Consider the following 12172-nt stretch of genomic DNA (forward strand, 5'->3'; position numbering starts at 1 on the left):
GAGAGATTTGCTGGTTTTGACAGAGCAGGTAAAATGACAGCTATGCTTCCACCCGTAATCACGCTGGCTCAGCCCCCCGCGCAGTACCAATCTCTCACACCGTACCAGCCGTTTCCCCAGCTTCCGTTTACCGCACTGGATGATGCCAATGATGGCTATGGTCTTGCCCAGCAGCTCTGCCGTGAGAGAAAGGCGCAGGGACGGCTGCTCTGGATAGACGCGACGGCTAACATGGAGCGGGTGAACACTGCGGAGAAGATTCAAGCGCTGGTAGCCAAGATCAAGACCGTCGGGTTTAACACGATTGTCTTTGATGTGAAGCCAATTATCGGGGAGACGCTCTACCCTAGCCAGCTTGCCCCCAAGCTTACTGAGTGGGTGCGGCCTTGGGCAACCTACAAAGTCCCTGCCGATTTCGATCCTCTCAAGTTCATGAGTGCGGAGTGCCGTAAGCAGGGCCTGAGCTTGATTATCGCCTTCAATGCCTTCTCCGAGGGGCATCGTGAGTTTCCCAAGCGCGGCTTGGCCGTCCAGAAGCCCGAGTGGCAGACGGTGCTCTACGAGACCACGGTGGCGGTGGAGGGAAATGTGCTTGGTGAGAAGCTGCAAGTGAGCACGGAGACCAGCAAACTCCCCAAGCTGACGAAAGAGAGCTACGCGGTGGCGCTGGACAAAGACGGCAAGCTTACCGCGCTTTTCGAGGGCGTTGCGCTGACGGCGCTGGCTCCCAGACCCAGCGAGGGTGGGGCGTTCCTGGTGGCCGTTGGGGGGAGTGAGGCAAGCTGGCTACGCTCCAAGAAGCTCGGTGAGGCACTCCTGCCGACCAGCTCGCCGCGCTTTGTGAAGCTCGGGGACATGCCTCAGCGCCAGATTCCCCTGATCACCAACCCGCACCACCCCGATGTCCGTAAGCGGCTTTTAGACATTCTGGCGGAAGTGGCAAAGGGCTACGATATTGATGGTGTGATCTTCGACGATAGGCTGCGCTACGCCGCCCTCAACGCGGACTTCTCGGACTTAGCCCGGAAAGACTTTGAGGCGTCGCTTGGAAAGCCCGTCGAGAGCTGGCCCCATGATATTTTTCGCTGGGAAACGGCTTGGCCTACTCTGGAGCGCCGCTGGCCCGTGCCGGGCCCACTCTACGAAAAGTGGCTCACGTTTCGCGCACAGACCCTCAAGAGCTTTGTGAGCGATGCCGCAAAAACGGTGAAGGCGATCAAGCCTGAGCTGAAATTTGCCACCTATGTCGGCTCTAACTACCCGGACTACCCCGAGCTGGGCGCGAACTGGGCCGCAGATGACCTGCAGGCAGGCTTTCACTTCCTCAGTGACGACTACCAGGACAAGGGCTGGGCAGGGCTAACGGACTTTGTGGTGACGGGCTGCTACTACAAAATCCCCACCCTGCGCGATGCGCTGGCGCTCGGGCGCAATATCGGCGACACCGTAGAGGCCGCAGGGCAGTTCTCCAACCGCGCGGTGGGAGATGCCAGCTTTGCCTACGCGGGGATTCTGTTAGAGCACTACAAAGACCGCCCCGAAGAGCTGAAGCGCACGCTCCAGGCTGCCTGCGCGACGACCCAGGGCATCATGTGCTTCGATCTCTCTCACGATATTGAGCCGCTCTGGCCAATCTTTCAAGAGGCGTTTAAAGTCAGTGCTCTGGCCCCGCACACCATCCCTGGCCTGCTGGGCGAGCTACGCCGCCGTCGCGCGGAACAAAAAGCCGCCGGAAAGCCCGAGCCACCCGTGATCCTCTACCGAGGAACCTCAGGAACGGGATTTTAAGCTAGGTCCCGCATTGTAAAAACCTCGCCAAACTTTTGTGAGAGTCGTGGAAGCCTTAGAGCGAGTGTGATCAGTGCCCGGCGTGGGCTCAGAGGGGCGAGGGGACGGCCCATGTGGGTGTTGAAGGCGGCACGGCGAGCCACGCGCTGTGCTTTTTTGTGGTGCGCAGTCAGGGCAACTTTCAGCGACTCGGGGGTACCGTCCCAGGCGTGGGCGAGAGCGGCAGCGCCTAGGATGCCCAGGTTCATGCCTTGGCCGCCAATCGGGCTGACCACGTGCGCCGCATCGCCCGCGAGTGCGACTCTTTCCTTGAGAAACGTCTCTGCGACAAAGCCCTCGATGCCAAACGGGCTGAGCCAGGTGCAAGTGTCCGTCGGGAGCCGTCGGCCTGTGCGAGCAAACACGAGTGCTGCGAGATCTTTGCTGTCCTGAGCTCTCTCATTGAGCCGGGCTACCCAGCGGCGCTGTTGGTTTGGCAGGGGAAACGACTCGACAATCCCCTCGCGGCTAAAAAAGAGCGCTGCATCGCTGCCAAACTCCGTGTCGTCGGCAAAGTCGCCCATGAGATAGCGGTCGGGGTAGAGGCGGCCCGTGCGCCCCATGCCTGAGAGCTTCCGTACACTGCTGTTCGTGCCATCACAGCCCACTAAAAGCGTTGCGGTGAGCGTCGTGCCTGAGGACGTTTGCAGCTCGATATGGTCTGGGGACTGCGTGAGTGACTCCAGGCTGAGCCCCCGCCGCAGCGCACCGGGTGCGAGGGTTTCCAGGTGGGCTTCCAAGAGCGCTTCGGTGCGTGCCTGGGGCAGTGCCAGCGGCGCTTCGGGCAGAGCAAGCCGTCCGAGCCGCCTCTTGCCGTAGAACACGTGGCCTCCCCCGATGGCAACTGCCTCGGTGGCAAGCGCCTCACCGAGCCCCAGTGCCCGAAGAACGTCTTGGGCAGGGGGATGGATTCCAATGGCGCGGGAGTGAGGGGAGCGCTCTCTGCGCCGCTCCAGAACGGCAACCGTCACGCCGCGCTGTGCCAGAAGCCCCGCCAGAGTCAGGCCCACCGGCCCCGCTCCGACAATAGCGATCTCTACGCTTTCCATTGGAGCTGGAGCCGAAACGGGGCGGAGGGGGTGACCTGCCAGCCAGGAGGGACGATTTTTTCTAGCTCTTTTTGCGTAAAAGCACGCTGAATCGAGCGCATGCCATCCTCAAAGATAAATGAGTGACGAAACCAGCCCCCGACAAAAGGAAAGAGCAGAAGCGCCCGGTCATCACGGCAAAGGTCGTTGTGAATGACTTTAACGGAGGCAAGGCGCTCGCAGGCCGTGCAGAGGGTTTTTATTTCGTCGCTGGTGAGGTGGTGCAAGACATGGTTGGAGAGAAGAATATCTGCGCCCGAGGGGAGTGTGTACAGATCGGCTTTCTCAAAGTGGAGGTTGGCAGGATTGTGCTGCGCCTGGGCAAAGGCAATGGCGCGTGGGTCGGGGTCTATGCCACGGAACTCTGCCGAAAGGCCATCGCGGTGGGTGAGCTTGGCCAGGTGTCGGAGGACATCCCCGCCGCCACAGCCGATGTCCAGAACGGTCCGAGCGCCCGCTTGTAGCGTGGGACGAAGCTCACGCCGGTAGATTTCCGTCCAGCCGGAGAGCAGCGCATTGATCGTGGCAAACTGCTCGTAGGTTCGTGCCAGCTTTTTCTCATCGCAGTGGGGATCGTCCATGCGCTCTGTCAGCGATTGGGCTCGCTCTCGCAGATAAAGCGTCATAGAGCCGTCAGGAGCGCCGTTTCTATCGTCAGGCCGGGGCCAAAGGCCATGGCTAGCAGTGTGTCCTCGGGTGCGACGCCGTGTGAAAGAAGCTCCTTGAGAACGAAGAGAATCGTGGCACTGCTCATGTTGCCGCAGTTGCGTAGCACCTCTCGCGATGCCACGAGAGCTGATTCTGGCAAGTCTAGCCCGCGCTCAACCCGATCTAGGATAGCACGGCCTCCGGGATGTACCGCCCAGTGCGTGATCTCTTCTTGCGTGCGCTCGGCTTTCTCCAAGATCGGCTGGATCGCGTCTTTCACGTTGGATTGAATGATCTCCGGCACGTACGACGAGAGTCGCATCTGGAAGCCCACATCACCAATCGTCCAGGCCATGTCCGAGTCGCCTGCGGGGGCAATCGCGGAAGAGAACGCGTCAAGGCGCAGGGCGCTTGTCGCGCTTTGCGGCTCACGGGCACTCACCACGGTAGCGCTGGCTCCATCGGCGAAGACAGAGCCCGCTAGAAGATCGTCCATGCCTGCCGTCCACTGGACATGCAGGGAGCATAGCTCCAGACAGACCACCAGCACCACAGCCTCCGGGTTGGCCTCACAGAACGCTTTTGCCATTCGCAGCGCGGGAAACGCCGCGTAGCAGCCCATGAAGCCTAAGTGGTAGCGCTCCGCATGGGCGGAGAGCCCTAACGCTTTTAAGATGGCAAAGTCGGGGCCGGGCTGGAAGAAACCCGTGCAGGAGACGGTAATCAGATGGGTGAGCTGCTCCGGTGCAAACCCCGAGGCCGCGAGTGTGCGGGTGGCAATCGTCGGAAACATCGTGCGTGCGGCTTCGGTGTAGAGTGCGTTGCGCGCCCCGGTCGAAGGGCATAGAAACGCGTCGGTTGCTCTGTCGTAGAAGATGCCGGGCTCCGCATCGGGGAGAAAGTCCGTCACCACACTGGAGCGCCGCTCAATCGCGGATTGGGCGTAGAGATGGTGGATAATTTTCTCCGTTCGCCGATCCCCCTTTGCCACCGAGCGCTTCAGAGTCGCGGCGATCTCTTCCTGTGGGTACGATGTTGGCGGCAGAAGAGTCTCGATATGGTGAAGATAGACAGGCATGACTTTGATCGTATCACTGGAAATGCATGAAACCATCTCAGGGTTCCCTGTCTTTCGACTTCCAAAGAGAAACGGCACGGGAAGTCGCTGCTTCCCGTGCCATCTTGGCGAGGCGCTAGAGCCCACTAGCCCCGGCGGTGATCCCGGTCGCGGCAGTCCCGCTCCCAATCGCGTCCCCGGTGCTCCCGCTCCCAGCGGAGGCGGGCCTCACGCTCTTCGCGCTCGATTCGCTCGCGCCGCTCTCGCTCAATGCGCTCTCGCTCCCAGCGGGAGGGAGTCTGAAACCGATCTCGGTCGTAGGCATCGGTGTTGTAGCGTCCGTCTCGGCTATCGCGTCCGAACCGATCCTCATCCCTCTGGGCCTTGCGAGCATCTTCGTACTTCTTGCCTGTGTAGGCGGCTCCTGCACCCAGAACAATCGCCTCCCCGACTCGGCCACGGACTGCGGAGCCCACGGCTGCCGCACCGAGGCCAGCCCCTAGGTTACGCATCGCGTTCTTGTCGTCCTGTCGGGTCAGTCTAGGGCCGTTTCCCTGCGCCCAGCCGGTTCCTACCAGCCCGATCATCGCTAGTCCTGTTAGTAGAATGTGCTTGGTATTCATCTCCGTAAGCTCCTTCTCCTCGTTTACTTAGGGAGCTTTCGCAGCGCCCTATATGAGAAGAAACGCCCCCCACTTGAGGTGTGTGACAGGAGTGACAAACGACACTCAGTCCCAGCTCTGGTAGGTGTCACGGACAGAGTCCGCCCAGCGCCGTAGAGCCTCTTTGCGCTTCTCAAACTGAAGGGCGATTGCTAGGACGCCGATCCCCAGGATCGTTAAGTACACGCCAAAGTTGATCTCCCTCAGAGGATCCCAGAGCTTATGGATCAGGAGCGCGATCAGAAAAGCAACGCCACCGCCTAAGTAAACTTTTACCCGCTGCCCAATCCCTGCCGCAACTGCGATCAGGCACTCTAGCACCAGAAGAATCGCGTGCTGCCACTCGTGTGGGTTTAGTGCGACAGCCAGAAACGACGAGCCCAGCAAGAGAAGCAGACCTGGTCCCCGGAGAGGGGCTTGATCCATACGCTCTGCCACAAACAGCAGGTAGATTCCCAGAGGGAGCAAAAAGTAATTCAGCCGGTTTGAGCCCAGACCGTACTGGTCGAAGAAGTAGAGGCCAAAGGCGGCGAAGGCACAGGCAAAAGCGCTATGGAGGTAGTTTGGCTGGCTGCGTAGCCCCGCTGTCGCTGCGAGGGTGATGGCTCCCAGCCCCAGCGTGAAGATTGTCCAGCGGCCTTGATCTTCGCCAGCCAGCCCCAGAAGCCCCACCACAACCGCCACACCGACGGTCGCGACGCTGACCGTACTGAGTACCTCCCAGAGGGGTGTGCTCCGGCGCAGACCCGCCGCAAGCCCGAGCCAGAAAAGGGCGATGCCTGAGAGCAGAAACCCCGCCTGGGCCAGTGAGAAGTGGGGATGTGGAAAGCCGCTGGCAGCAAGGGTGACCGTTGCCGTCGCGAGACCCGCCGCCGTCGCCACGCCGCTGGGACGGTGCAGGCGAAGGGGCACGACAGCAAGGGCAAGCCCGGTGACGAGAATGCTAAGAGGGGAGACACCTGAGGGCAGGAACACGGCGGCCAGAAAGCTCAGTGTGGTGAAAAACTCCGTCAGCCGGAGCGGCTCTTTCGACTCGCCCTCGGCGCGGTCTAGCCAGAGAAGGACAGGGAGCAGAGAAAGTCCCCAGAAGGGCAGAAGCGCCTGCGGCAACAAGCCCGCCGCCAGATGCCCCGCCGCGAACAGCCAGAGGATGGCACGGAGGGAAAGCTCCGGGCGCTGCGTGAGGGTGGCTCCCGCCAGTGCGAGAGAGAGCGCCAGAAGGGGCAGTGGCAAAAGTGGAGCATGATTGAGCCAGGAGAGCCACTGGACGGCGGTGACCAATCCTAGAGGCAGGAGGGCAGCTCGTGCCGCCAGCGACTGTCTCTGCCTGAGCCCCCAGAGCCCGAGCCCCGCGGCCGCTACCAAGAGAACTCCCGCACTAACGGTCGCCGCATGACGGTCGCTACCGAAGCTCCATAGCCCATCAAGCTGCCCGGCGCAGGCCCAGGCAAACGCCCCGATCCCACCCTGCCGCAGGATCGTCGCCTGCTCATCGGAGCGAGGGCGCAGGCTCAGGAGGCCGAGTGCCAGTGCCGGGACGAGAAGCCAGCGTAGCGCATTGGCAGGTAGGCCGGTTAGAGAGATAAAGTAGGCATCCAGAGGCATGGCAAGAAGACGAGAGGCTGCCAGACCCAGCAACACGGCGCAGCGGAAGCCCTGTGCGTTTTTAGCCGCCACAAGCCAGAGAATCGCTTCGGTGGCGAAGAGCCCCGCCAGTGGCAGGTCGCGTAGCTCAGGGCCGAGCAAGAGGGGGATCGTCCCCAGCAGCGTGAGAGCATCGGCACTTTTTTGGTAGGGCTTGGGGCACTGCTGGAGCCGTGCGAGAAGCTGGATCAGAGCTCCCGTTGCGCTTGCAATTGCTCCCCGAGCCACGAGACTGGCGCTGTCCGGGAGAAGAAGCTGGCTCCCCAGTGCGGCAGTGATCGTGGCGACATAGCCCAGCCACTCAACTTTGAGGCGGTTACTCGTCAGGCCGTAGAGTCCCGATGCTGCCAGGAGGGTAAGGCCAAAGATCGCGTTGCTCGTGTGACCATCGCCGTTGGCCACCCAGAGAGACGATGCACCGATCCCCGCCAGAGTCAGCCCATGTCCCGCCAGTGCTCGGACCCGCTCCAGGGGGGAGTCGCTTCCCTGAACTCCCCACAGAGCTATCGTGCCTAGCCCTAGCAGACCGAGGACGAGGACGGGCCAGGCGAGGCTGTTAGGGACGAGCCCTGCAATGCCCCAAACAGCTCCGGCTCCCGCCCCTGCCAGAAGGCCTACTAAGAGCGGCTCCTGTGTAATGCGAAGCCGCCAGGCATAGACGCCGGCGCTGACGAGAGCTGTCAAGAGCGCGACGAGAGGCCAGGAGAGCAGTGCCGCGAGGCCGAAGACTTTGAGGGCGATGCCACACAGCGGGACGATCAGGCAGCCGAGGATACCCAGCACTTGCGCACTCTGAGGATGCTCTTCACGCAGGCTGTCACTCAGACGCAACAGGCCCACGGAAGAGAGTGCTAGGACAATCAAGAGCAGGAAGCGCCCGATGCCCTCCCACTGCCACTGGACGAGTAAAAAGAGCCCGGCGAGTAAGAGCAGTGAGCCGACGAGGTGGAGCGCGGCGATATTGCGCTCCTCTAAAAAGGCAAAGAAACCACGACGGGGCGCAGAGGCAGGCACGGGGGGAGGCGTAGCGAGATCGGTTCCCAGGTCGTACATCGCCAGGCGTGGGGGATCCAGTGCCTCGCGGCGAGCCGCGTACTCGTCGTAGAGCGGTGCAAGAAAGGCATCGGGGACGCGGCCCTCGGTGCGCCAGCGACGTAGCTCATTCAAAAGAAAATCTAGGCAAACACGTTCCTCGGACATGACGGCGTCCTCCTAGGAAAGAGTATGCCGTGGCGGGAGAATAATTGCCTGAGTAAAAAGAGCTGTGCGAGGGCCTATTTTTTCTAGGACCGACGAAAACCTACGCCAGAGCCAAAATATCCCCTGAAAAATTACTTGCAAAACAAACTATAGTTTGATAGACTTCCCGGCATGAACGCAAGACTTTGGAAGATCGGGACACGCCGTGCGATGGCGTATGTTGAGGGGCGGGAGAACCGTGATTTGCTGCTGACAGCCGCCGGAAAGCCCTTAGAGCCGATAAAGCGCGGGGCGAGCCTGGAAGCGGAGCTACAAAATGCTGTCGCGGTCTACACCGACCGCAAGGGGAAGCCTTTTGCCTGGCTCATCGCCTTTGATGCGGGCCGCTGGGACGAAGTCAGCGCCGTGGCTTGTCCCAGCGGCTAGGGTTAGTTTGGACAGTTAACATGCCACGGCGTGCGGGCCGGGTTGGGTAAGGGGATGGGGTAGCGACGCATCAAGTCTACGCCCGACCACGGCAGGCCACACGGGTCTTTGAGAAGCGCTCCCTTGCTCATCCACTTGGCATGGCCATCAAAGAACGTCACATTGACCCCGCCCTGATGGCGTGTGATAGCAAGAACCGGCTCTCCGAAGCCTGCTTTATCGTAGAGGTTTTTGGGGGGCTCGAACCAGGAGTCATCAAACTGCCCGGCTTTTTCTGTAACGACGATAATATCTGCGGGAGTGTCTACGGCAGCAAGAGTCAGCGACTCTGCGGCGCGGTTGGCGACATACGAGCGCGGCTTGTTGTCCGTGGAGTTCGGGGTGCGCCTGCCATCGTCGGGGCAGATCAAGAGACTCGGGACGTTGGTGGTGTAGGGGAGGATCTGGTTCCACCAGCGATTGGAGGCATTGGCCCCTAAGGTCACGGCGGGGTTGGAGCGCGAAAAATCCACGTTGTGCCCGAAGAAAAAGAGCGTCTCATCGTAGTCTTGCGCGTACATCGAGAGCCCAATCCCAAGCTGGCGCATGTTGGAAAGACAGCTCACTTGTCGCGCCTTGGCACGCGCTTGGGCAAAAACTGGGAAGAGAATCGCTGCCAAAATCGCGATAATCGCGATCACGACGAGTAGCTCAATCAGAGTAAATCCACGCTTCATGGTGCCCATTGTAACCTGCCTGAGCAGCAGAATCATTAAAATTATGTTAGCCCGTTGCGCTCCATGGTGATCTCCTTGGAGAATCAGCAGGTGCTTCGGGGCGCTGGCAACGGCCTGGAGCGTTTCTCCCAGAATCTGCGGACAGAGGGTAGAGAGCTTTGATTGGTTGTCAAAGCGATGGCGCACCAGCGGCCCGAGCCTGAGCTTGTAGAGCCGGTGCGCCATGTTTTACCCCTGGAAAACTCTTCGCTGACGGGCTATAATCTCTCTATAACTTGACAGTCGCCATCTTGACGAAGGAAGAGTAGGCAGGTTTCCCCCACCAGAGAGTCGCAGTCACCGGCTGAGAGCTGCGATCGGGATGAGCTTGCTGAAGGTCGCCTTCTGAGTGGAGACGGGCTGCGCCCGAAACAGCGCACGAAAGTGCGTCGGTGGGATCACCGACGAACCGGGGTGGTACCGCGCGAGCGGCTCTAAATTTTTCTGGAGCCTCGCGTCCCTGGGCTATGTCGCCTAGAGACGCGGGGCTTTTTGTTCGCCCGCCCCGTGAACAGGGCGTGAAGTGGCGCTTCGCGCCGTTAAAGCCCGGCACGGGCTTCGCAGCCGTAGGCTACTGCAGACGCCGGTTTCCAACCGGCGGAGAAAATAGGTATATGGAACTCGCAACACGCTACGAACCGCAGGAAGCCGAGGCGGCGATCTACGCCCTCTGGCTGGAAAATCACTGTTTTAAAGCGACGCCGGACAGCCGGACGCCGTATTGCATCACGATCCCACCGCCCAATGTCACAGGCGCACTGCACATGGGCCACGCGCTCAACCACACCGTGATGGACACGCTGGGGCGCTGGAAGCGCATGCTCGGATTTAATGTCTTAATTCTGCCTGGTACCGACCACGCGGGAATCGCGACGCAGGCTGTGGTGGAGAAAAAGATCCGCGCCGAGCAGAAAAAGACCCGCTATGACTTAGGGCGCGAGGCGTTTATCGAGAAAGTGTGGGAGTGGAAAGAGGAGTATGGCAATAAGATTGTCAGTCAGATGCAGCGACTCGGGGCCAGCTACGACTGGGACCGCCTGCGCTTTACCATGGACGAGAGCTATGTGGAGGCGATCCACACGGTTTTTGAGAAACTCTACGCTGACGGCTACATCTACATCGGGGAGCGCATGGTGAACTGGTCGCCAGGCTTCCAGAGCGTGATCTCGGATATTGAGATTGATAATCGAGAAGAAGACGGCTCCCTCTGGCACCTGCGCTACCCCTACTCCGACGGCAGCGGGCATATTATCGTGGCCACCAGCCGCCCCGAGACCATGCTCGGCGACACCGCCGTGGCCGTGAGCCCCAAAGACGAGCGCTACAAGGCCGTTTTGGGAAAGACCATCATGCTGCCGCTCGTGGGCCGTGAGATTCCCGTGCTCGCCGATGACTTTGTGGACCCGGCGTTTGGAACCGGCGCGGTGAAGATCACCCCGTTCCACGATCCCAACGACTACGAGATGGGCAACCGGCATGGCCTAGAGCGCATCGAGGTGATCGGCCCCGATGCCAAGATGACCGCGCACGCCGGGGTCTATGCCGGGCTGGATCGCTTCGAGGCCCGCAAGCGGATCGTGGCGGACTTGGAGGAGCTGGGGCTGCTGGAGAAGATCGAGCCCTATCGCCATGCCGTGCCTTACTGCGATCGGTCTGGGGCTGTGATCGAGCCGCGCCCATCAAGCCAGTGGTTCTGCAAGATGGGCGGCACGGAGATGGTCAACACGTCCATTGACGTGGTCAAAGACGGCTCCATTCGCTTCCTGCCCGAGCGCTACCGCGAGCTCTATCTGCGCTGGATGGAGAACATCCGCGACTGGCCCATCTCGCGCCAGCTCTGGTGGGGCCATCGGCTGCCCGTGTGGCGCAAGACCGACGCGAACCCCGAGGAGGCGAGTAGCTGGGTCTTCGCGCGCACTCGAGACGAGGCGGCAGAAAAACTTGGCTCGCCTGATATTCTCCAGTCCGAAGACGTGCTCGACACGTGGTTTAGCTCCGCACTCTGGCCCTTTGCGACACTCGGCTGGCCGCACACGGAGGCGGATCTTGCCTACTACTACCCAACTAGCCTGCTCTCGACCGCCCAAGAAATTCTCTACCTCTGGGTGGCGCGCATGATCATGACCGGCGAGCTCTTTATCGGCAAGAAGCCCTTCGATGATGTCTATATCCACGCGACGGTTCTCGACGAGCACGGGCGGCGCATGAGCAAGTCCAAGGGCAATGGCATTGACCCCGTGGAGCTGATTGACCTCTACGGAGCCGACGCGCTTCGTTTTGCTCTGGCTCGTGAGGCCGGTCAGCGCCAGGACATTCGCTTCAAGCCCGTGAAGGCAGGCAAGCAGGAGCAGGTCGAGCAGGCCCGCAACTTCGCCAACAAGATCTGGAACGCCTCACGCTTTGTGATGATGAACCTGGAAGGGTATGCCCCCCCCGCCCCCGATAACGGGGGGGCCATTGTGGGGGGCGCACTGGTGGATCGCTGGATTCTCTCGCGCCTCGCTATTACTACCGAGATCGTCAACGAGGGCTTTGCAACCTACAACCTCGATGATGCGTCCCGTGCGCTCTACGAGTTCTTCTGGAGCGACTTCTGCGACTGGTACGTGGAAGCCGCCAAGCCCCGGTTTGCGGCGGGCGATGAAAGCGCGAAAGCCGTTCTCTGGTTCACCATGGAGCGTGCTCTGCGCCTCCTGCACCCGATCCTGCCGCACCTCACCGAGACTCTCTGGCAGGCGCTCCCGGGTGCAAAAGAAGCGGCAGGCTGCGACTTTCTGATGCAGGCCGCGTTTCCGCAGGATCTACCGTACCGCGATGAAGCCGCTGAAGCCGAGTGGGAGATGGTGCAGGAGATCACGGTGGCGA

9 protein-coding genes are annotated in these 12172 nt (G+C 61.0%); 3 read left to right on the forward strand and 6 right to left on the reverse strand.

Annotation, left to right across the window (positions count from 1 at the left end; genetic code table 11):
- Window positions 1-42: 42 nt before the first annotated feature.
- Window positions 43-1788 (forward strand): family 10 glycosylhydrolase, encoded by a 1746-nt coding sequence (locus AC1XOS_RS13470; RefSeq protein WP_481962741.1) that lies wholly within the window; start codon window positions 43-45, stop codon window positions 1786-1788.
- Here AC1XOS_RS13470 and AC1XOS_RS13475 read toward each other — a convergent pair.
- The 5 genes from AC1XOS_RS13475 to AC1XOS_RS13495 all read right to left on the reverse strand — a co-directional run bounded on the left by AC1XOS_RS13475 (window position 1785) and on the right by AC1XOS_RS13495 (window position 8126).
- Window positions 1785-2876: an FAD-dependent oxidoreductase gene (locus tag AC1XOS_RS13475; RefSeq protein ID WP_481962742.1), complete on the reverse strand. Its 1092-nt coding sequence runs from the start codon at window positions 2874-2876 to the stop codon at window positions 1785-1787. The genes AC1XOS_RS13470 and AC1XOS_RS13475 overlap by 4 nt on opposite strands.
- Window positions 2864-3541, reverse strand: a complete 678-nt coding sequence (locus AC1XOS_RS13480) for a methyltransferase domain-containing protein (protein WP_481962743.1) — start codon at window positions 3539-3541, stop codon at window positions 2864-2866. Before AC1XOS_RS13480 ends, AC1XOS_RS13475 begins: the two co-directional genes overlap by 13 nt.
- Window positions 3538-4641 (reverse strand): type III polyketide synthase, encoded by a 1104-nt coding sequence (locus AC1XOS_RS13485; RefSeq protein ID WP_481962744.1) that lies wholly within the window; start codon window positions 4639-4641, stop codon window positions 3538-3540. Before AC1XOS_RS13485 ends, AC1XOS_RS13480 begins: the two co-directional genes overlap by 4 nt.
- A 125-nt stretch (window positions 4642-4766) precedes the next feature.
- Window positions 4767-5243: a hypothetical protein gene (locus tag AC1XOS_RS13490; RefSeq protein ID WP_481962745.1), complete on the reverse strand. Its 477-nt coding sequence runs from the start codon at window positions 5241-5243 to the stop codon at window positions 4767-4769.
- A 105-nt stretch (window positions 5244-5348) separates the two neighbouring features.
- The gene (locus AC1XOS_RS13495) at window positions 5349-8126 is read right to left on the reverse strand and encodes a hypothetical protein (RefSeq protein ID WP_481962746.1); all 2778 of its coding nucleotides are present in this window, start codon (window positions 8124-8126) and stop codon (window positions 5349-5351) included.
- 171 nt (window positions 8127-8297) lie between these two features.
- Here AC1XOS_RS13495 and AC1XOS_RS13500 point away from each other — a divergent pair, with 171 nt between their 5' ends.
- Entirely contained in the window at window positions 8298-8552 is a 255-nt protein-coding gene (locus AC1XOS_RS13500) for a hypothetical protein (RefSeq protein ID WP_481962747.1), read from the forward strand.
- Between the two features lie 2 nt (window positions 8553-8554).
- Here AC1XOS_RS13500 and AC1XOS_RS13505 read toward each other — a convergent pair whose 3' ends face one another.
- The gene (locus AC1XOS_RS13505) at window positions 8555-9493 is read right to left on the reverse strand and encodes a prepilin-type N-terminal cleavage/methylation domain-containing protein (RefSeq protein WP_481962748.1); all 939 of its coding nucleotides are present in this window, start codon (window positions 9491-9493) and stop codon (window positions 8555-8557) included.
- Window positions 9494-9921: 428 nt separating this feature from the next.
- Here AC1XOS_RS13505 and AC1XOS_RS13510 point away from each other — a divergent pair.
- Window positions 9922-12172 (forward strand): valine--tRNA ligase (locus tag AC1XOS_RS13510; protein WP_481962749.1); only part of this gene is annotated, 2251 nt, incomplete at its 3' end.

This window comes from Armatimonas sp., assembly GCF_964826245.1.